The following is a 20,166-nucleotide window of genomic DNA, read 5'->3' as shown; positions in this document are numbered from 1 at the left end:
CATGGCAGCGCGGCTGGGCCACACCATCAAGGCTGCCCTGCTCCAGGTCCATTCCATTGCGGGCCTGGCGCTCGCGCTGGTGCTTGCCGTGATCGCGCTGACCGGCGCGGTCATGAGCTTTGAGGACGAGATCGTCGACCATCTCAACGACGGCATCATGCATGTCGCACCGCGCCAGGCGCCTGCGTTGATGCCGGACGAACTGGTTGCCCGGCTGAAGGCAGGACAGGATCTCGGCAAGGTCTCGGCGGTGACGCTGTCCAGCGATCCGGCCGCGACGGTGCGTGTTCGCTTCGCGCGCGACGAGCAGGGCACGCGGCCGACGTCGCTCTATGTTGACCCCTATGACGCGCGCGTGTTGGGGGCACCGCGTGGCGAAGAATTCTTTGCGACCGTGCGCAGGCTGCATCGCTGGCTGCTGATCCCCGGCGACGCCAAGGGATGGGGGCGGCAGATCACGGGCTTTGTCGCGCTCGGTCTGATCGTCATGCTGGTGTCAGGCCTCCTGCTGCGCTGGCCGCGCCGCGCACGCAGCGTGAAGATGTGGCTCAAGCCCAATCTCGGCCTCAGCGGGCGCGGGCTGCATCGCTCGCTGCATGCGGTCATCGGCACCTGGGTTCTTCCGGTCTATCTGGTGATGACGCTCACGGGCCTGTGGTACGCGTTCGACTGGTACAAGGACGGCGTCGTCTGGCTGCTGTCGCGCCCTGAGGTCAGTGCTGCGAAGATGCAGCCTAAGATGCCCGCAAAGGCTTCGCGCGCGGCCGGCCATCCCGAGCAAGCCCAGCCGATCGGATTCGATCAGGCATGGACGACGTTCCAACGCGAGGAGGGCGGCCGCTTCTCCAGGGCCTTGCTGACGCTGCCGGCCGGCCCTGGGACGGTGATACGGATCCGGTCGTGGGCGAAGGACATGACGCTCGAGGCCGCGCGCGACGAGTTTCGTATCGACGCCGTAACCGGTCAGTTGGTTTCCGCGGAGCGCTATGTCGACAAGACGTTCGGCGAGAAGACAATCGCGGCCATCTACGACATCCATCGCGGCGCGATCCTGGGGTGGCCGGGCAAGCTCGTGTTCATGATTGCCGCGGGCTTGATGCCGCTGTTCCTGGTCACCGGCATTTTGCTTTACCTGTCGCGCCGCAAGCTGCGGCGGCCCGCGCAACCGCCGATCGGGCAACTCGTTCCCGGCGAGTGAGCCGTCGCGAAGGCTAGCCAACACGCTTGCAATCGTTCAAAAGCCCATGGCTCGTCCTCCTCAGGGTTCACGCCATGAAGCTTCTCACCGTCACCCCCGCCGATATCCGCAGTGCGCTGCTCCTGCGCGAGGAGATCGCGCTGCTCGATCTCAGATATGAGGCCGCCTTTGCCACCGGCCATCCGCTGTTCGCCGCCAACATGGCCGCGGACCGGATCGCGATCGAGGCCGAGGTGCGGCTGCCGCGCAAGGACGTGGCGATCGTGCTCTATGATGGCGGCGAAGGACTGGTCGCGACCGGCGGCGAACGCCTTGCCGCGCTCGGCTACACCAATATCAGTGCGCTCGAGGGCGGGCTGAAGGCCTGGCGCGATGCGGGCTATCAAATGTTCGAGGACGTCAATTCCTATTCGAAAGCGTTCGGCGAGCTGGTCGAGGCGCGCCGCCATACGCCCTCGTTCAGCGCCGACGAAGTGGCAAAGCTCATTGCGGAGAAGGCCAACATCGCCATCCTCGACGTCCGCGGTTTCGACGAATATGCGACCATGAACATTCCGGGCTCGGTCAGCGTGCCCGGCGCGGAGCTGGTGCTGCGGGCAGGCCAGGCCGCGCCCGATCCTGACACCACCATCATCGTCAATTGCGCCGGCCGCACCCGCTCGATCATCGGCACGCAGTCGCTGATCAATGCCGGCGTGCCGAACAACGTGCGCGCGCTGCGCAACGGCACGATCGGCTGGACGCTGGCGCGGCACGCGCTCAATCACGGTGCCGACAGGCGCGGCGCGATCGGATCGTTCGAGGGCGGCCCGGCCAATGCCCGTGACGTCGCCTATCGCGCCGGTGTCCGCCACGTCGGCGCGCGCGAGATGACGGCGCTTGTCGCGCAGATTGATCGCACGCTCTACCGTTTCGACGTCCGCGACGCCGAGGAATATGCGGCCGGCCATCTCCCGGGCTTTCGTCACTATCCGGGTGGCCAACTGGTGCAGGAGACCGACATGGCGGCGCCGGTGCGCGGCGCGCGCATTGTCCTGACCGACGACAAGGGCGTGCGCGCCGACATGACGGCGTCCTGGCTCGCACAGATGGGCTGGGAGGTCTATGTGCGCGAGGGCGGCTATGACGGCGCGCTGGAAGTCGCCCCGCCGCTGGTGCTGCCGAAGCCCGATCCGGCCCACCGCTACCGCCGCCCCTATGAGGGCACCGACGTCGCGCAAGCCGCGATGCAGGCCTATCTCGACTGGGAATACGGCCTCGTCGAGCAACTCCGGCTCGACGGGACGCACGGGTTTTATGTGATTTGATTCTGAGTACCGTCACCGTGAGGTGGCCGCTTCTTAGCGGCCCTCGAAGGGCGGTGGCCCGGCTGCATCGGGGCCGTTCATCCTTCGAGGCTCCCGGCGCGATGCTGGGCATCGCGCCACTCGCACCTCAGGATGACTGTGCGGCTATTGTGCGTGCGGGAATGACGGAGCTGGTGGGATGCCAAGCACACCCGTCGCCCCCGCCATCTTCTCCCCGTATCCGACCCCTATTGTGCTGTGCACCGTCTGCGGTCTATGAGCTGCGGCAAAGCCGCCATTTCAGGAGATACTATGCCAGCCCCAGGCCAAAGCCCTGAGCGGAGCGCGAAGGCGCTGCTGCTCGAAGGCGTCAATGACAGCGCTGTGGACCTGTTCAGGAGCGCGGGTTTCACCAATGTCGAGCGGCTCACCAAGGCGCTGGACGGCGAGGATCTGCGCCGGGCGCTCAAGGGCGTCTCGCTGCTCGGCATCCGCTCGCGCACCCAGATCACCGACGACGTGCTCGCCGCTGCCGATGAGCTGCTTGCGGTCGGTTGTTTCAGCGTCGGCACCAACCAGGTCGATCTGCTGGCGGCGCGCAAGCGCGGTATTCCCGTATTCAACGCGCCGTTCTCCAACACGCGCAGCGTTGCCGAGCTCGTGATCGGCGAGATCGTGATGCTGCTGCGGCAGATCTTTCCGCGCTCGGTCTCGGCTCATGAGGGCGGCTGGGACAAGTCGGCGGCCGGCAGCCGCGAGGTGCGCGGCCGCACCCTCGGCATCGTCGGCTACGGCAATATCGGCTCGCAGCTCTCGACGCTCGCCGAAGCCATGGGCATGCGCGTGATCTTCTACGACCGCACCGACAAGCTCCGCCACGGCAACACCGAGCCGGTCGAGAAGCTCGAAGAGCTGCTGGCGCAGAGCGACGTCGTCAGCCTGCACGTGCCGGAAACGCCGGAGACATCAGGCATGATCGGCGAAAAGGAGCTGCGGGCGATGAAGCCTGGCTCGTTCCTGATCAACAACAGCCGCGGCACCGTGGTCGATCTCGATGCGCTGGCGCGCGCCTTGGGCGACGGCCACATCGCCGGCGCCGCCATCGACGTGTTTCCGGTCGAGCCGTCCTCGAATTCCGAGCGATTCAAGAGCCCGGTGCAGGGCCTCAACAACGTCATCCTCACGCCGCATGTCGGAGGCTCGACCGAGGAGGCACAGGAGCGCATCGGCGGCGAGGTCGCACGCAAGCTGGTCGACTATTTCATCACGGGCTCGACCATGGGCGCGGTGAATTTCCCGGAAGTGCAGCTGCATCTGCGTCCCTCCGGCGCGCGCTTCAGCCACGTCCATCGCAACGTGCCGGGCATGCTGCGGCGGCTGAACGAGGTCTTCCTGCAGCGCGACATCAACATCGCCGCGCAATATCTGGAGACCGCTGGCGATCTCGGCTACGTCGTGCTCGATGCCGATCTCGGCGGCCAGGATTCGGGCGAGCTGCTGCAGCAGATCCGCGCCCTCGACGGCACGGTCGGCGCAAGGCTGGTATTCGAGCACTAAAGCGTTTTCGAGCGAAGTGGATACCGGTTCGCGTCAAGAAAACGCGTCAATGCCAGAAGCTAGAGCTATTTCCGCTCCGATCGCATCGGAACGGAATGGCTCTAGAGCTCCACGTTCCGGTTGCATCTTGTGGCGACTGCTCTCACACTGCGGTCGAATTCGACGTGGTCGAAAATCGCGTCGCATTTGAGCTTCAGTTGCGTGAGTGTCCGCCATGGAACGCGACGCCGTACTGATTGATCTCGCGCTGCAGGGCGGCGGTTCGCACGGCGCCTTCTCCTGGGGCGTGCTCGACCGCCTCCTGGAAGAGAAATGGCTGGAGATCGCCGCAATCTCCGGAACCTCCGCAGGCGCGATGAATGCGGCGGTGCTGGCGGACGGCTGGACGGCCGGCGGCGCGGAGGGCGCGCGTGAGGCGCTCGACCAATACTGGCGCCGTGTCTCGAAGGCCGCGGCCCTCAGCCCGCTGCAACGCTCGCCGCTCGACCGCTTGATGGGGCGCTGGACCCTCGATACGTCGCCCTTCTACATCCTCACCGACCTGATGTCGCGTGTGCTGTCGCCCTACGATCTCAATCCGACCGGCTACAATCCGCTGCGCGCGGTGCTGGCCGAGAGCATCGATTTCGAACGCCTCGTGCGCTCGCCGATCCAGCTGTTCATCACCGCGACGCGGGTGCGCACCGGGCGCGGCCGGATCTTCCGCAACGCGGAGATCACGGCGGATGTGCTGCTGGCATCGGCCTGCCTGCCGACCATGTTCCGCGCCATCGAGATCGACGGCGAGCCCTATTGGGACGGCGGTTTTGCCGGCAACCCGACGATCACGCCGCTGGTTCGCGAAAGCGACGCGCACGATACCATTCTCGTCCAGATCAATCCGACCGAGCGGCTGGAGGAACCGCGGACGGCTGCGGAGATCCTCAACCGGCTCAACGAAATCTCGTTCAACTCGCCGCTGATGAAGGAGCTGCGCATGATCGCGCTGCTGCGCCAGGCGGCGGATCCCGGCAGCGGCGAGGGCGCGCGCTGGGCGAAGATGCGGACGCACCGGATCAAGAGCGACATGCTGGCGAAGTTCGGCGCCTCGTCAAAGCTCAACGCGGAATGGGAATTCGTCTCGATGCTGCGCGCCGAAGGGCGTATGGCCGCAGACGCTTTTCTCGGCGAGCATGGTGCCGACATCGGGCGGCGATCGACCGCCGATCTCGACGTCCTCCTGACGGAGTGCTGAGGCATGGGTCTCCTCGGCCTCCTCGTCGGGCTCGGCCTGCTCGTCCTGTTTGCCTTCCGCGGCTGGAGCGTGCTTCTGCTCGCGCCGTTCGCGGCCCTCGTTGCCGCGCTGTTCGGCGGTGAGCCGCTGCTCGCGAACCTGACCCAGGTGTTCATGGTGAACGCAGCGGGATTCCTGGCGCAGTTCTTCCCGATCTTTCTGCTTGGCGCCGTGTTCGGCAAGCTGATGGACGACAGCGGCGCGGTGACCTCGGTCGCAGGCTTCATGGCGGAGCGTCTCGGCGAGCGGCGCGTGATCCTGGCGGTCGTGCTCGCCGGCGCACTGGTCACCTATGGCGGCGTCAGCCTGTTCGTCGCGTTCTTTGTCATCGTTCCCATGGCCCGTTCGCTGTTTCGCGCGGCTTCGATCCCGCGCCGCCTGATCCCGGCCGCGATCGTGCTGGGAACGTCGACCTTCACGATGTCGGCCCTGCCGGGCACGCCGTCGATCCAGAATGCGATCCCGATGCCGTTCTTCGGCACGACGCCGTTTGCCGCGCCGGGCTTCGGCATCATCGCCTCGCTCATCATGCTCGGCACGGGATTGTGGTGGCTGCACCGTGCTGAAGCTGCGGCGCGCCGTGCCGGGGAGGGTTATGGCGACGATGCCGACGGTGCGATCGAGCAGGCCGCCGCCGACGAGCTCGTGCGCGAACGCGCGACGACCGCCCGCGAGTTCGATCCGGCGGAGCTGCAGCACGGTCATCGCAGCGACCGGCCTTCGCCCGTGCTGAACGCCATCGCGCCGCTGGTCGTCGTCGTCACCGTGAATCTGGTGATGTCGCTCGTGGTGCTGCCGCGGCTCGATGTCAGCTATCTCGCCGAGCAACGCTTTGGCGACACGACGCTCGCAGCCGTCGCGGGCGTGTGGTCGGTCGCGGTCGCGCTGGCGGCAGCCATCGTCGCGACCATCGCGCTGAACTGGGCGCGCTTGCCGGCGCTGCGCCGGACCATGGATGCCGGGGCCAATGCATCTGTCCTGCCGGCGTTCAGCGTCGCCAGCCTCGTCGGATTCGGCGCCGTCGTCGCCGCGCTGCCGGCGTTCACGATCGTGCGCGACTGGGTGCTCGCGATCCAGGGCGGACCGCTAGTCTCGCTCGCCGTCGCGACCAATACCCTGGCCGCGCTGACCGGGTCGGCGTCAGGCGGTCTGACCATCGCCCTCGAGGCTCTCGGTCCGACCTATGTCGAACTTGCCGGGCGGACCGGCATCGACCTTGCGCTGATGCATCGCGTGGCGGTGATCGGCGCGGGTACGCTGGACATCCTGCCGCACAATGGCGCGGTGGTCAGCCTGCTCGCGATCTGCGGCCTCACCCATCGCGACAGCTATTTCGACATCGTCATGGTCGGCATCGTGACGTCGCTCCTGGCGCTGGTGGCGGTGATCGCCCTGGGCAGCGCACTGGGCTCGTTCTGACGGAAAGCCGGCCTCAGTGATTGACGAACGGGCGAAGGTTGCATTGAATGCGGCCAACTTTCGAACGCAACAGAACAAGCCGGGTGGAAACGATGACGCGATACAGAGCGAAGCTGTGTGCATGGCTCGTGGGCACGGCGGCCGCAATGAGCGCGAGCAGCGCATCGGCGGTGACGCTGGCGGAGGATGCCGAAACGGTCTGCAAGGGGCTGGTCGGCGGCACCGATGCCGTGAAGATCGATGCCACGACGTTTCAGTCGCCATCGCAACTCGCTGTTGCCGAGCGCGGCCCGACGCCGTCGGGGCGCATCACCCCCGCCAATCCGGGCTTCTGCAAGGTGCTCGGCCATATCGACCCCGTCGATCCCAAGGCGCCGCCGATCAAATTCCAGGTCAACCTGCCCGTCGAGTGGAACGGCCGCTCGGTACAATATGGCGGCGGCGGCTTCAACGGCGTGCTGATCACCGGCCTTGCGCTGCCGCCGGCCTATCCCTTCGACAAGCCGTCGCCGCTCGCGCGCGGTTTTGTGACCTACGGCACCGACTCAGGTCACGAGACAAAGCCGGGCGAGCTGCCGCAGGTGTTCGCGTTGAATGAAGAAGCCTTCGAGAATTTCGCCCACCGCGCCTACAAGAAGGTGCGCGACGCGGCCGTGACGCTGATGGAGCGCGCCTACGGCAAGAAGCCCGAGAAGATGTATTTCATGGGCTCGTCCGAAGGCGGCCGCGAAGGCCTGACCATGGCGCAGCGTTACCCCGACGATTTCGACGGCATCTTCGCCCGCGTGCCCGTCATCAACTGGGTCGGCCTGCAGCATGCCGGCATGCGGTCGGGACTTGCAACCATGGGCGAGGGCTGGATCAACCCGGCGCAGGTCAAGCTCGTCGGCGAGGCCGTGCGTGCGGCGTGTGACAAGGCTGACGGCTCCGACGACGCGCTGGTGCAGGATCCCGTCACCTGCAAGGCAGTGTTCAAAGTCGAGACGCTGCGCTGCGGGGCCGGCAAGAGTGGCGATCAGTGCCTGACCGATCCCCAGATCAAGGCGATCAACACGCTGCATGCGACCTACAAATTTCCGTTCGTGCTCGCCAACGGCCTCGACGACTATCCGGGCTGGGGCGTGTCGGGCGAGGACACGCCGGCGGCCGGTCCGACCGGCGGCTGGGTGTCGTGGTGGCTCGGCACCGCGCCGCCGGCGCAGCCGCCCGCGCCCAACAACGGCATCGCCTGGATCTATGGCGCCGGCGGCATTCAATATGTGTTCGCGCGCGATCCCAAGCTCGACGTCACCACCTACAAACCCGAGGACCACAAGGCGCGGCTGCTCGAGGTCTCCAACCTGATGGATTCGACGAATCCCGATCTCAGCCGCTTTCGCGAGCGCAAGGGCAAGCTGATCATCCTCGAGCACATGGCTGACTATGCGCAAAGCCCCTATGCCGGCATCCGCTATTTCGAGAGCGTCGAGCGCTTGATGGGGACGGCGACGGCGGCGCAGTTCGCGCGGCTCTACACCGCGCCCGGTGTCGATCATGTCGGCTCCGGGGCGCCCGCCAATGTCGACATGCTCAGCGTGCTGGTCGACTGGGTCGAGAAAGACCAGGCGCCCGGCGACCTCGAGGTCACCGAGCAGAAGGTCGAAGCGCCCGCGTTCCCTGTCGTCCGCGCGCTGCCACTGTGCCGCTGGCCGGCCTGGCCGCACTACAAGGCGGGGTCGGTGACGGAGGCGTCGAGCTATTTCTGCGCGCAGTAGCCCTTCACCTCTCCTCGCTTGCGGCGAGAGGGAGAAACGCACCGCTCATCCTGCCGCCATCGCCTGCGCACCGCCGAGCAGTCGCGCATTAAGCCGGCCGCCAGCGAACAGCATGTCATCGAGGGCTTCGTCGATATCCGCGGAAATGACGGAGTTGCCGCCATCGCGTGCGAGACTTGCTTGTGCCAGCCGCCGCATCAATTCCTTGATGAATGCACAACTTGTGCCCTCGCTGCGTCGGGCGGCTTCGGCGACAACAGCGTCGTCGAGTGGCAGTCCCCGGCCATAGAGCCGGACCAGTTTGTTGCGGCCGGTCTCGTCGGGAAGCGGCACTTCGATGGCCTGATCTATGCGACCGGGGCGGCCCGCTAGGGCGCCTTCGAGTTGCTGAGGCCGATTTGTTGTCAGCACGAACAGGATGTCCGCGTCCTGCTTCAAGCCATCCATCTCGTTAAGTAATCGGTTGAGCAGCGGTTCTTCGCAGCCGCTCATGTTCTCGCGCTGCCGCGCGATGAGATCGACGTCTTCGATCACAACCATGGCCGGTTGCAGGAGGCGAGCGAGATTCATATAGGCGCCGAGCAGGCCGATTTGCTCCGCTGTGATGATCAGCGTCGTATGACCGGGCAGATGGGCCGCGAGATAGCGGATGGTGTGAGTCTTGCCCGTGCCGGGTGGGCCGTAGAGTAAGATACCCTTCCGGGTCGACTGTCCGAGGCGGCGCAGCACATCTCGCGTGCCCACGAAGTTCAGGACGTTGCGATCAAGTAGCCGTAACGTCTGTTCAGGCAGGATCACTTCGTCACGACTGACGGAAGGAAGCCGGTGCACCGTGATCCCGCGCGAGCGCCCACGGTAGTCGGAATCGGCATCGAGAGAGAGAATCTTGCCGCGGTAGGTGCGCGCGGCCTGAACGGCGTCCTCCAGCGCGCTGAAGCACTGCTGGACAAGCGCTGAGCCTGCGGCCCCGGCCGGCGCCATGATTTCGATCCGCACGCCGATCTCGCGGCTGTATTCACGATGAATGGCCAGAAGCACCGCGTAGCGGAGACCGGCGGTTGCGCAAAGCCAAAGACCATTGTCGAGGCACTTGGCTGGTGTCGGTTCGCCGATATCGACGTCGTTGTACTGAAGCGGTGCGATCGTCGCCGCGAAGCGGTCGTTCTGCATCAATCTCGACATGGATAGCGTCTCGTAGCGGCGGTCCTCGGCGATACCGAATAGCCGGACCGGAGACGCAAATAATCGGTCGATGGCGGCCTGGACGTCTGCCCGCATGTGGCCAGGAAATTGGCGTACCGTGGTCACCAGCTGACTTCGCGGCACATCGGCGAAGTGCCAATTCAAGACACCGAACGTGTAATTGAACTCCTCCGAGGGGAGGTCCTGCGATGCGCTTGCTGCTGCGAGTACGCAATCGGCGCACAGCCACACTGTGCGGTCCACCAATTGTGCTTCCGACTGCGCGGTCGGTCGGCCGCAAAGCTCGCAGCAGGACTTCGCCGTTTCGCTTGTGATCAGGAGTGGGTGGCCGGCGGCAGCGACACGACGCCGTGCAGATTCCAGCAGGGCGCCTGCGACCGGTGGTGGGTAGGGACCGCAGGCTGCCGCGCCATGCCTCCCCATGTCGGCAATCACGGAGGCGGCTTCACTTTCCGACTTGCCGAAGACGCGACGCAACAGGTCAACGATGAATTCACGCGGAGTATCTTCGTCGCCATGCAGCACGAGCTGAGCCGGCAGGTCCGCGACCTGGGTATCGCCCATGAAGTGTCCCTTCGAGCAACCTATAATTGATCGGAACAAATAGGGAACAAAAAAGGACGCGGCCGTCAAGCGTGACGGCCGCGTCGATTTGGTCGTTCGTTCTCGAAGCTCTAATGCGCGCCGCCTCCACCCGCCGCCTTCACCCGTCGCGTCAGCAGCACCGCGATTGCGGCGAGGACCAGCACCACGCCGATCACGGCAAAGGTGTCGGAATAGCCCATCACCAGCGCCTGGCGCTTCACGGTCTTGCCGAGCGCGATGATGGCCTGCTCGCGCGCGGCGTTGGGGTCGGGGACGCCGTGCGCGATGAAGTAATTGGTCATCTGCGCGATGCGATCACGGACTTCCTCGCGGCCGAGCGTGATCGAATGGCCGATGATGTTGGAGTGGAACTGCTCGCGCTTGGTGACGATGGTGGCGAGCACCGCGGTGCCGATGGCGCCGCCGAGGTTGCGCATCATGTTGGAGATGCCGGAGGCAGCGGCCGCATCCTGCGGCGCGACGCTGCCGAGGCTGAGCGCCGAGAGCGGCGCGAGCGTCAGCGCCTGGCCGACCGCGCGTACGATGTTGGGCACCAGGAACTGGTCGCCGGAATAGTCGAGCGACATCTGGATGTTCATGAAGGAGCTCGCGGCGAACAGCAGCAGGCCGACGGTCGCGACATAGCGGCCGTCGAAGCGCTGCATCAGCTTCGGAACCAGCGGAATCAGCAGGAGCTGCGGCAGGCCGGTCCAGGCCAGCACGTTGCCGATCTGCTCGGCATTGTAGCCCTGCACCTGGCCGAGATAGGCGGGCAGCAGATAGACCGAGCCGAACAGCGCGAAGCCGAGGAACACGGCGGCAATCGTGCCGATGCCGAAATTCCACTGCGTCAACAGGCGCAGGCGCAGCAGCGGCTTCTCCACCATCAGCTCGTTGGCGATGAACAGCGACAGGCTGATCGCGGCGATGATGGCGAGCCGCACGATGAACGGCGAGCCGAACCAGTCGTCCTTGTTGCCTTCTTCCAGCACGGCTTGCAGCGAAGCGAGGCCGATCGCCATGGTCGCGATGCCGAACCAGTCGCCTTCACGCAGCAGACCGAGATTTATCGGCTGGCGCTCCAGGGTGAAGAAGAGGATGGTCACCATGATGGCGGTGGGCAACACGTTGACATAGAAGATGGTCTGCCAGCCGTAGTTCTCGGTGAGATAGCCGCCGATGGTCGGGCCGATCGCCGGGGCAAAGGTCACCGCGAGCGAGAACATGGCAAGGCCGATCGGCTGCTGGCCCTTCGGCAACTTGGTGAAGACCAGCGTGAACGCCATCGGGATCAGCACGCCGCCGAAGAAGCCCTGAAGACCGCGCATCGCGATCATCGAGGGCAGATCGTGGGTGAAGGCACAGGCGACCGAGAACGCTGCGAACAGGCTCGCGAAGCTCAGGATGATGTTGCGGAACGAGAACACCCGCGACAGATAGTCGGTCAACGGAATGACGATGATCTCGCCGATCAGATAGGACGTCGAGATCCAGGATCCGTTGTCGGCGCCGGTGCCGATGCCGCCCTCGATGTTGAGCAGCGAGGCGTTGGTGATCTGGATGTTCAGGATCGCCATGAAGGCGCCGATCATCGCCGCGAACACGGCGATCCAGATCGTGGCGCTGGCCCGATTGGGGTCGGCAGCGACGCGCTCAGGCGTCGCGGCCGGAATTGCTTGTGCTGGCGTCGATATTGAGAGGCTGTTTGACATGGCACGACCCTCCGGAAACAGGTTTTGCTTTGGGCGTCGCTGCCGCCTGGGCGGTCGGCGCTGAGCGCGTTGCGATCGTCGGGATCACGGACATGCCGGGCCGCAGCGCGATCGCGGGCGCGGTCTCGGTGTCCAGCGCGATCTTCACGGGAATGCGCTGCACGATCTTGGTGAAATTGCCGGTGGCGTTGTCGGGCGGCAGCAGCGCGAATTCCTGGCCGCTGGCCGGCGCGATGGAATCGACGTGGCCGTGCACGAGCTGGCCCGGGAACGTGTCGACCTCGATCTCGACGCTCTGTCCGGCGCGGACATGGGTGAGCTGGGTCTCCTTGAAATTGGCGACCACATAGGCGCCCGTGGCCGGCACGATCGACATCAGCTGCGTGCCCGCCTGCACATACTGGCCGACGCGCAAGGTGCGGTTGCCGACGACGCCGTCGATCGGTGAGACAATCGTGGTGTAACCGAGATTGAGCTCCGCCTGTTGCTGGACCGCGACTGCGCGCGCGGCGGCGGCCTTGGCCTGCACGATCTCGGCCTTGAGGAGATCGACCTGCTTCTGTGCGGAGACGAGGTTGGCGTTGTCGCGCGCGATCGCGGCGTCCGCACCGGCATCGCGCGCCTGCGCCTGCTGCGCATTCTGCACGCTGCCATAGCCGGTCCTGGCAAGATCCGTGTAGCGCTTGTTCTCCTGCTGGGCGAAGGTCTTCGCGGCGGTGTCGACATCGATGGTCGCCTTCGCGGCCGCGATCACCGCTTCCTGAACCTCGAGCTGGGCCTCCTTGCTGACGACCGTGGCGTTCGCCGCCTGCACGTCAGCCTTGGCCTGATCGAGCGCGACGCGGAAGTCGCGGTCGTCGATCCGGGCCAGCACCTGGCCGGCCTTCACATGCTCGTTATCGCCGACCAGAACGCGGTCGAGATAGCCGCTGACCTTCGGCGCGATGGTGGTGTTGTCGGCCTTCACATAGGCGTCATCGGTGGAGACGAGGTATTGGCCGACGGTCCAGTAATCGTAGCCGTACCAGCCCGCGCCGGCGAGGGCGGCAGCGGCCACGCCTGCCAGCAACAGCTTGCGAAGGTTCAGCTTTCGGCGCGGGGCGGGGACCGGCGCTGGGGGCAGAATGCCTTCGGGCGGGCTGGTCGGCACCACGATGGTTTCACTCTTGGACGGGTTGGTGTGCACGGTCATGGCCGGCTCCCTGAATTAGGAAACTTGACGATTTCCAAAATAGGACTAGCTTGGGGAGAGTCAATGGAATGACAGGCATCATCTAAAAACATGGCTCAGGCAAAACCGTCATCAGAAGGCCGCCCGCGCGGGCGGCCGCCGGTACGCAGCGACGACGAGACGAAGCGGATCGTCATCGAGGCGGCACGGCACGCCTTCGCCGTCGATGGCTACGCAGCAACCAGCACCGAAGAGCTGGCGCGCGGCGCCGGCATCTCCACCAAGACTCTCTATCGGCTGTTTCCGGGCAAGGCCGCGCTGTTCGAGGCGATGTGCGCGGACCGGCTCGACCGGTTGCTGTCCGACGTCAATCTTCAGGCCAACAACCAGGCCGATATCGAAACCAGCCTGGCTGCCGTGCTTGTCGCCTGTGCCGATCTCGCGCTCGATCCAGAGGTCGTGGCGCTGCAGCGTATGGTGCTGCAACAGTCAGCCACGTTTCCCGACCTTGCCGCGAATTTCTACAGGGACGGCATCTCCCGTACCGCGGCGGCGCTTGCGGGCTGGCTTCGCGATCAGGTCAAGAAGAAGCGGATCGTGCTCGATAACGTCGATGAAGCCGCCGGGATGATGATCGGCATGATGGTCTCAGCGCCGCAGCGCGCGGCGATCTACGCCAGCCTTGCATTGCCCTCGCGCAAGGAGATCGAGAGGCGGGCGCAGACATGCGCCGCAATTCTGCTCGACGGCTGTCGCGGGCCGTCGGGCAGTTAGCTCCGGCAGGTTTTGACAATCGGCCGCAGCTCGACTATATGTTTCGCATGCGAAATAAATCGCCAGAGGCGAGGCATCACCGGCTGATCTACCTGCTCAACGTCGCACAGCGGCGTTTGCAGCGCTGGATGGCGGCGCAACCTCAGAATGAGGTCACGCCGGCGCAGGCCGGGCTGCTGTTCATTCTCGGCAAGCAGGATGGTATCCTCATGGGCGAGGCCAGCGCGGCGCTCGACATGGGACCGGCCGGCATTTCCGGGCTGGTCGATCGCAGCGCTGCGGCGAGGCTGGTCGAGCGCCGGGCCGATCGCGAGGACGGACGCGCCTTTCGCGTGTGGCTGACGCCGAAGGGGCGCACCGCGTTGGCGCAGGCGAAGACCGACGCGGCCAGGATCAACGCGGCGCTGACGGACGGATTTACAGCCGCGGAGATCGACATCGTCGCGCGCTGGCTGACGAGCGTCCAGGACAAGTTTCCAAGAGACCCCGAAGATTAAGGAGAGAGCAATGACCGAGCACGTCCGCCTCGAGAACAACAACGGAATTCTTACCCTCACCCTGGCGCGGCCCGACAAGAAGAACGCGCTGACCGATGCGATGTACGGCAAGCTCGCCGACACCATCGAATCCGCCGAATTCGATCCGTCTGCCCGCGTGATCCTGATCCGCGGCGAGGGCGACATGTTCACCGCCGGCAACGATGTCGGCGAGTTCGCGGCCGTCGCATCCGGCAAGTCGGAAGGTAGCCGCAACGTCGTCCGCTTCATCCAGTCGCTGGCGCGCTGCACCCGGCCGCTGGTCGCGGCCGTGCAGGGCCGCGCCGTCGGCGTCGGCACCACGATGCTGCTGCATTGCGACCTCGTCGTGCTCGCCGATAACGCGCAATTGTCGACGCCCTTCGTCAGCCTCGCCCTGGTGCCCGAAGCCGCATCCAGCCTCTTGATGCCGGCGCGCATCGGCTATGCCCGCGCTTATGAGATGTTCGCGCTCGGCGAGACCGTGCCGGCCAAGGCCGCGCTGGAATGGGGTCTCGCCAACCGCGTCGTCCCGCTCGACAGGCTCGACGCCGAGGCGCTTGCACTCGCACAGCGGCTCGCCCGCCAGCCGGCCGGCGCGCTCACCGCCACCAAGAAGCTGATGCGCAACGGCGAGGCGCTGGTCGCGCAGATGCAGGCGGAAGGCGAGCAGTTCGCGCAGCGCCTGCGCACGGCCGAGGCACGTGAAGCTTTCACGGCGTTCGCCGAGCGCCGCCCGCCGGATTTCACGAAGGTTGCGTAATGGAACCTGGCCGCGTGGAAGCGCGGCAGGCCGGAAAGCCGGTGTTTGACTACAACCTTAACGAAACATTGGCATGTCGCGATGCAAGGTGGCCGCTATTGACGAATAGGCCCCCTGCTCATGGCAATTCTTAAGAAATCGGTAAGCACGCTGCTTCTGGTGCTGATGGCGCTCCTGGCGGCCGGTGCGCTGACCAGCACCGCGATCCAGATGGTCGGCGCCTTCGGTCGCTATAGCGAGAGCCTGGAAACGGCCCGCCTCGCCGCCGCGGACAAGGCGATCTTCCATGGCGTCCTCGCGCTCCGCAACAACCGCGGCGACGCCCAGAGTGCCATCCTTGGCGAGGACGATCCCAAGGCAAAGCTCGCCGAAGCCGAGAAAGCCGAGCAGGCCGGCTATGACGGCATCATCGCCGCGCTCGCGACCGTCGATTTCGCGCGCCGCGATGAGCTCGCCGGCACGCTGAAGCAGCGCTGGAACGACGCCGCGCCGCAGTTCCAGCTGTTCTACGACGAAGCCAGGCGTCCGCGCGCCGAGCGCAAGATCGAGCGGACCAATTCCTGGTACGATGCCGTCACCAAGGTCATCGACACCGCGAACCTCGCCTCCACCGCGGTGTCGAACCGCGCCTGGATGAACGATCCCTACATCGCCCGCATGATCCAGGTCCGCCGCTTCGCCTGGCAGGTGCGCGACCGCTATGGCATCCATTGCTCGTCGCTTCGCTCGAACGTCAACAGCAGCAAGCCGCTCGACGACGCCCAGAAGCGGTCGGTGGCGCAGTGGGATGGCACCATCACGTCCGGCTGGGCAGGCATGGCGGAGCTACTGGCTGCGCCCGATGTGACGGCTGAGCTGGTGACGGCTGCGTCGGACGCGAAGGCCAAGACCGACGGCGTCCTCAAGCAGATCAACGACCTCACCAGGAATTTCGACGGCAGCGGCAAGCCCGCGATGTCCGCCTCGGAATGGAATGTGCTGTGCCAATCCCCGTTCGCGCCCATCGTCGCCATCGCGAACAAGGCCCTCGACCAGTCGATCGCGCGCGCGGAGAGGATCCAGGCCAAGGCCCTCACCAATCTCGTGGTGCAATCGCTCGCGTTCCTGCTGGCGCTCGCCGTGACCCTGGCCGGCGTCTATGTGGTGCGCAGCCGCCTGATGCGGCCGGTGCGCGCCATTCTTGACGCCATCGCGCGGATCGGCGCGCGCGATTATGCGACACCCGTTCCGCAGTCCAAATATCCCGACGAGTTCGGCACCATGGCCGCAGCGCTCGAAAGCCTGCGCGAAAGCGCGGCGACCGCCGAGCGTCTCGGCCAGGAACGCGAATCGCAGCAGGCGCTGCAGCTTGCCCGCTCCGGCACGGTGGATGCGGCGTGCCGCAGCTTCGACGACACCGTGCAGGCCGTCATTCACAGCGTTGCGGCCTCGGCCAAGGAGCTTGATACGACGGCAACGGGCGTGCGCTCGCTGGTTGCGGAATCGAGCAGCCAGACCGCGGCGGTGTCCTCGGCGGCCGAGCAGGCCACCAACAATCTCGAGACCATCGCGGCCGCGACCGAGGAGCTATCCGCCTCCGTCGGCGAGATTTCCGCGCAGGTGCAGTCGAGCGCCCGCGAGGCCCGCGAGGCCGTGTCGCAGGCCGAGCAGACCAACGCCACGGTCGAGATCCTCGACCAGACCGCGAGCCGCATCAGCGAAGTCGTGAAGATGATCCACGCCATCGCCGGCCAGACCAACCTGCTGGCCCTGAACGCCACCATCGAGGCCGCGCGCGCGGGCGAGGCCGGCCGCGGCTTCGCCGTGGTCGCCGGCGAGGTCAAGAGCCTCGCCGCACAGACCGCGACGGCGACCGAAGAGATCTCCCGCCAGGTCGAGGAGATCCAGGGCGCGACGGGCCAAGCCGTGACCGCGATCCGCGCCATCGGCGGCGCCATCAGCGGCATCGACGAGAAAATGACGGCGATTGCCGCCGCCGTCGAGCAGCAGCGCGCGGCCACCACCGAGATCTCGCGCAACTTCCAGCAGGCCGCCCAAGGCACCCGCGAGGTCACCGACACCATCGGCAGCGTCGCGAGGCTCAACCAGGAGACCGGCAACGCCGGCACGGTGCTGTCGGAATCCGTGAAGAATATGTCGGCCGATGCCGATCGTCTCCGCGTCGCGGTCGAGGGTTTCCTCGGCGCGGTGAAGACCGCGTAACTTCGCTCATCCCCCATCCTGACGTCGCGCGGCCATTGCCGCCGGTCCGCGCGGCGGGTACATGTGTGCCGCCGCGCCCCGTATGCGGCGACAGACGTAAGACACCTCAGGGATGGAGAGTTCGATGCCGGTCACCCCACACAAGGCCCAGCGCCCCTACCGCGGCGTGTTCCCGGTCGCGCCCACCATCTTCGACGAGCGCGGCGAGCTCGACCTCGAGGGCCAGCGCCGCTGCATCGATTTCATGATCGACGCCGGCTCGCACGGTCTCTGCATTCTCGCCAACTTCTCCGAGCAGTTCGTGCTCACCGATGCCGAGCGCGAAACCGTGATGCATACGGTGCTGGAACAGGTCGCGGGCCGGGTTCCCGTCATCGTCACCACCACCCATTTCAGCTCCGCCGTCTGCGCCGCGCGCAGCAAGCAGGCCGAAGCCGCCGGTGCTGCCATGGTGATGGTGATGCCGCCCTATCATGGCGCGACCTTCCGCGTCCCCGAGAAGGGCATCGTCGAATTCTTCAAGGTGCTTTCGGGCGCGATCAACATTCCCATCATGATCCAGGACGCGCCGGTCGCCGGCACGCCGCTGTCGGTCGAGCTGCTGGCGCGGTTGGCGCGTGAATTCTCGAACATCCGCTATTTCAAGATCGAGGTTCCGGGCGCTGCTGCAAAGCTTCGCAGCCTGATCGAAGCGGGAGGCAAGGACATCGAGGGGCCCTGGGACGGCGAGGAGGCGATCACGCTGCTCGCCGATCTCGACGCCGGCGCCACCGGCGCCATGACCGGCGGCGGCTATCCCGACGGCATCCGCCAGATCATCGATCCCTATTTCGCCGGCGACCGCGAAAAGGCGAAGGCCGCCTATGAACGCTGGCTGCCGCTGATCAATTACGAGAACCGCCAATGCGGCCTGATCGCCTGCAAGGCGATGATGCAGGCCGGCGGCGTGATCAAGTCGGAGGCCGTGCGGCATCCCTTGCAGCCGCTGCATCCGGCGACCCGGGCCGGGCTCTTGGAGCTCGCCAAGGAGCGCGATGCATTGGCGCTGCGGTGGGGGAAATAGGTCTCTCCGCCGTCATTGCGAGGAGCGAAGCGACGAAGCAATCCGGACTGTTTCCGCGGAGAAATCCTGGATTGCTTCGCTTCGCTCGCGATGACGGGGGCCGCCCATTTCGCCTGAAGGCGTCGAATTAGCGCGGCCCGGGCCGTTTCCCGCAGCTCGGCGATGGCATATTGTACGCTTGCCGACCAGGCCCACGGAGCATCTCAAGACATCGCGCAACAGTTCTTCATTATGCCGCTATCCCGAGCCAGGTTGGAGCGAACCGACAGAACAGGGAGGCAGTGCCATGACGATGAGGCCGGATCCGACCTTTCACGCATCGCCCAAGCTTGCGATGGAAGCACCTGCGGAGAACTTTGCCTACACCTTGCTGCTCAGTCCGGATTTCTCGAAGCCGGACGCTCTCGCGGTCATCGACGTCAAGCCGGGATCGCCGACCTATAGCCAGATCGTCCACACCGTGACGATGCCCAACAAGGGCGACGAGTTTCATCACTTCGGCTGGAATGCCTGCTCCTCCGCCTTGTCGCCTCTCGTTGGCCACGCCTTCATCGAGCGGCGCTATCTCATCATCCCCGGGCTGCGCTCGTCGCGGATCTACATCATCGATACCAAGCCCGATCCGACCAAGGCCAAGATCCACAAGATCATCGAACCGGAGGAGGTCTTCAAGAAGACCGGTTACTCGCGGCCGCACACCATCCATTGCGGGCCGGACGGCATCTATGTGAGCACGCTGGGCGGCGGCGGCAAGGACGGCACCAATGGACCTCCAGGCGTCTTCATCATGGATTGCGAGACGTTCGATGTCCTTGGACGATGGGAGATCGACCGCGGCCCGCAGACACTGCATTATGACTTCTGGTGGAATCTGCCGCGCGATTACATGGTGACCAGCGAATGGGCGTTGCCGCCGCAGTTCGAGAACGGGATCGTCCCAGAGGATCTGCTAGCGAATAAATATGGCCATCGTCTCCACTTCTGGGACCTTCGCGCCCGTCGCAACGTCCAGACCATCGATCTCGGCGCCAATCATCAGATGGCACTGGAGGTGCGGCCGGCGCACGATCCGGTTCGCGAGTACGGCTTCGTCGGCGTCGTGGTCGACACCACCAACCTCGAAGCATCGATCTGGACCTGGTGGCGCGAGGGTGGAAAATTCCATGCCGAAAAGACGGCGACGATCCCTCCCGAGCCCGCGCCCAAGGAGAAGCTCCCGCCACTGCTGCAGGGATTTGGCGCCGTGCCACCGCTTGTGACGGACATCGACCTGTCGATGGACGACCGGTTTCTCTATGTCTCGTGCTGGGGCACGGGTGAAATGCGCCAGTACGACGTCAGCGATCCCAGAAAGCCGAAGCTTGCGGGCTCGGTCCACATCGGAGGCATCGCGCGCCGCACGCCCCATCCCAACGGCAAGGCCTTTGCGGCGGGACCGCAGATGGTCGAGATCAGCCGCGACGGCCGGCGCGTGTACTGGACCAATTCACTCTATTCCACCTGGGACGACCAGTTCTATCCCGATGGGGTTCCGGGCGTGGAGGTCATGGCCAATGTCGGTCGCAACGGCGGCCTCGAGCTCGACAAGGACTATTTCGTGAGCTTCCCCGACGGATATCGTGCGCACCAGATCAGGCTCGAGGGCGGCGATTGTTCGACGGACTCCTTTTGCTACCCGTCGGTCTAGATTG

The 20,166-nt window shown here is 65.6% G+C and carries 15 protein-coding genes; 12 read left to right on the top strand and 3 right to left on the bottom strand.

Annotation, left to right across the window (positions count from 1 at the left end):
- Nucleotide 1: 1 nt before the first annotated feature.
- The 6 genes from QA649_RS40770 to QA649_RS40745 all read left to right on the top strand — a co-directional run bounded on the left by QA649_RS40770 (nucleotide 2) and on the right by QA649_RS40745 (nucleotide 8,487).
- A complete protein-coding gene (locus tag QA649_RS40770) occupies nucleotides 2–1,198 on the top strand; it encodes a PepSY-associated TM helix domain-containing protein (RefSeq protein ID WP_283022078.1) in 1,197 nt (398 codons plus the stop codon).
- Between the two features lie 74 nt (nucleotides 1,199–1,272).
- On the top strand, nucleotides 1,273–2,505 hold the full coding sequence (locus tag QA649_RS40765) for a rhodanese-like domain-containing protein (RefSeq protein ID WP_283022077.1): 1,233 nt from the start codon (nucleotides 1,273–1,275) through the stop codon (nucleotides 2,503–2,505).
- 291 nt (nucleotides 2,506–2,796) lie between these two features.
- Nucleotides 2,797–4,041: a phosphoglycerate dehydrogenase gene (serA, locus tag QA649_RS40760; RefSeq protein WP_283022076.1), complete on the top strand. Its 1,245-nt coding sequence runs from the start codon at nucleotides 2,797–2,799 to the stop codon at nucleotides 4,039–4,041.
- Between the two features lie 214 nt (nucleotides 4,042–4,255).
- The gene (locus QA649_RS40755; RefSeq protein ID WP_283022075.1) at nucleotides 4,256–5,275 is read left to right on the top strand and encodes a patatin-like phospholipase family protein; all 1,020 of its coding nucleotides are present in this window, start codon (nucleotides 4,256–4,258) and stop codon (nucleotides 5,273–5,275) included.
- A 3-nt stretch (nucleotides 5,276–5,278) separates the two neighbouring features.
- Nucleotides 5,279–6,733: an SLC13 family permease gene (locus QA649_RS40750; RefSeq protein ID WP_283022074.1), complete on the top strand. Its 1,455-nt coding sequence runs from the start codon at nucleotides 5,279–5,281 to the stop codon at nucleotides 6,731–6,733.
- Nucleotides 6,734–6,825: 92 nt separating this feature from the next.
- A complete protein-coding gene (locus QA649_RS40745) occupies nucleotides 6,826–8,487 on the top strand; it encodes a tannase/feruloyl esterase family alpha/beta hydrolase (protein WP_283022073.1) in 1,662 nt (553 codons plus the stop codon).
- A 45-nt stretch (nucleotides 8,488–8,532) separates the two neighbouring features.
- Here the strand turns inward: QA649_RS40745 and QA649_RS40740 are convergent, their stop codons facing one another.
- The 3 genes from QA649_RS40740 to QA649_RS40730 form a co-directional block, all read right to left on the bottom strand.
- Nucleotides 8,533–10,254 carry an ATP-dependent Clp protease adaptor ClpS gene (locus QA649_RS40740; protein ID WP_283022072.1) on the bottom strand — a complete coding sequence of 574 codons (1,722 nt, stop codon included), beginning with the start codon at nucleotides 10,252–10,254 and terminating at the stop codon, nucleotides 8,533–8,535.
- Nucleotides 10,255–10,364: 110 nt separating this feature from the next.
- Nucleotides 10,365–11,987: a DHA2 family efflux MFS transporter permease subunit gene (locus tag QA649_RS40735; RefSeq protein WP_283022071.1), complete on the bottom strand. Its 1,623-nt coding sequence runs from the start codon at nucleotides 11,985–11,987 to the stop codon at nucleotides 10,365–10,367.
- The gene (locus QA649_RS40730; RefSeq protein ID WP_283022070.1) at nucleotides 11,929–13,179 is read right to left on the bottom strand and encodes an HlyD family secretion protein; all 1,251 of its coding nucleotides are present in this window, start codon (nucleotides 13,177–13,179) and stop codon (nucleotides 11,929–11,931) included. Before QA649_RS40730 ends, QA649_RS40735 begins: the two co-directional genes overlap by 59 nt.
- A gap of 90 nt (nucleotides 13,180–13,269) precedes the next feature.
- On the opposite strand from QA649_RS40730, the gene QA649_RS40725 reads away from it, so the two are divergent.
- The 6 genes from QA649_RS40725 (at nucleotide 13,270) to QA649_RS40700 (ending at nucleotide 20,162) form a co-directional block, all read left to right on the top strand.
- The gene (locus tag QA649_RS40725) at nucleotides 13,270–13,932 is read left to right on the top strand and encodes a TetR/AcrR family transcriptional regulator (RefSeq protein WP_283022069.1); all 663 of its coding nucleotides are present in this window, start codon (nucleotides 13,270–13,272) and stop codon (nucleotides 13,930–13,932) included.
- 47 nt (nucleotides 13,933–13,979) lie between these two features.
- A complete protein-coding gene (locus tag QA649_RS40720) occupies nucleotides 13,980–14,429 on the top strand; it encodes a MarR family winged helix-turn-helix transcriptional regulator (RefSeq protein WP_283022068.1) in 450 nt (149 codons plus the stop codon).
- A gap of 10 nt (nucleotides 14,430–14,439) precedes the next feature.
- A complete protein-coding gene (locus QA649_RS40715) occupies nucleotides 14,440–15,210 on the top strand; it encodes an enoyl-CoA hydratase (RefSeq protein ID WP_283022067.1) in 771 nt (256 codons plus the stop codon).
- Between the two features lie 120 nt (nucleotides 15,211–15,330).
- Nucleotides 15,331–17,412 carry a methyl-accepting chemotaxis protein gene (locus QA649_RS40710; protein WP_283022066.1) on the top strand — a complete coding sequence of 694 codons (2,082 nt, stop codon included), beginning with the start codon at nucleotides 15,331–15,333 and terminating at the stop codon, nucleotides 17,410–17,412.
- A gap of 124 nt (nucleotides 17,413–17,536) precedes the next feature.
- Nucleotides 17,537–18,475: a dihydrodipicolinate synthase family protein gene (locus tag QA649_RS40705; RefSeq protein ID WP_283022065.1), complete on the top strand. Its 939-nt coding sequence runs from the start codon at nucleotides 17,537–17,539 to the stop codon at nucleotides 18,473–18,475.
- 286 nt (nucleotides 18,476–18,761) lie between these two features.
- Nucleotides 18,762–20,162, top strand: a complete 1,401-nt coding sequence (locus tag QA649_RS40700; protein WP_283022064.1) for a selenium-binding protein SBP56-related protein — start codon at nucleotides 18,762–18,764, stop codon at nucleotides 20,160–20,162.
- The last annotated feature ends 4 nt before the right edge of the window (nucleotides 20,163–20,166 follow it).

Origin of the sequence: Bradyrhizobium sp. CB1717 (genome assembly GCF_029714325.1) — a bacterium.
Classification (GTDB): Bacteria; Pseudomonadota; Alphaproteobacteria; order Rhizobiales; family Xanthobacteraceae; genus Bradyrhizobium.
Note: the sequence above shows the minus strand (reverse complement) of the source record. Positions and strands in the feature narration are given on the sequence as shown.

Coding starts and splice junctions, on each gene's coding strand:
- QA649_RS40770 (WP_283022078.1), top strand. CDS start 2: ATGGCAGCGCGGCTGGGCCACACCATCAAGGCTGCCCTGCTCCAGGTC.
- QA649_RS40765 (WP_283022077.1), top strand. CDS start 1,273: ATGAAGCTTCTCACCGTCACCCCCGCCGATATCCGCAGTGCGCTGCTC.
- serA (WP_283022076.1), top strand. CDS start 2,797: ATGCCAGCCCCAGGCCAAAGCCCTGAGCGGAGCGCGAAGGCGCTGCTG.
- QA649_RS40755 (WP_283022075.1), top strand. CDS start 4,256: ATGGAACGCGACGCCGTACTGATTGATCTCGCGCTGCAGGGCGGCGGT.
- QA649_RS40750 (WP_283022074.1), top strand. CDS start 5,279: ATGGGTCTCCTCGGCCTCCTCGTCGGGCTCGGCCTGCTCGTCCTGTTT.
- QA649_RS40745 (WP_283022073.1), top strand. CDS start 6,826: ATGACGCGATACAGAGCGAAGCTGTGTGCATGGCTCGTGGGCACGGCG.
- QA649_RS40740 (WP_283022072.1), bottom strand. CDS start 10,254: ATGGGCGATACCCAGGTCGCGGACCTGCCGGCTCAGCTCGTGCTGCAT.
- QA649_RS40735 (WP_283022071.1), bottom strand. CDS start 11,987: ATGTCAAACAGCCTCTCAATATCGACGCCAGCACAAGCAATTCCGGCC.
- QA649_RS40730 (WP_283022070.1), bottom strand. CDS start 13,179: ATGACCGTGCACACCAACCCGTCCAAGAGTGAAACCATCGTGGTGCCG.
- QA649_RS40725 (WP_283022069.1), top strand. CDS start 13,270: ATGGCTCAGGCAAAACCGTCATCAGAAGGCCGCCCGCGCGGGCGGCCG.
- QA649_RS40720 (WP_283022068.1), top strand. CDS start 13,980: ATGCGAAATAAATCGCCAGAGGCGAGGCATCACCGGCTGATCTACCTG.
- QA649_RS40715 (WP_283022067.1), top strand. CDS start 14,440: ATGACCGAGCACGTCCGCCTCGAGAACAACAACGGAATTCTTACCCTC.
- QA649_RS40710 (WP_283022066.1), top strand. CDS start 15,331: ATGGCAATTCTTAAGAAATCGGTAAGCACGCTGCTTCTGGTGCTGATG.
- QA649_RS40705 (WP_283022065.1), top strand. CDS start 17,537: ATGCCGGTCACCCCACACAAGGCCCAGCGCCCCTACCGCGGCGTGTTC.
- QA649_RS40700 (WP_283022064.1), top strand. CDS start 18,762: ATGACGATGAGGCCGGATCCGACCTTTCACGCATCGCCCAAGCTTGCG.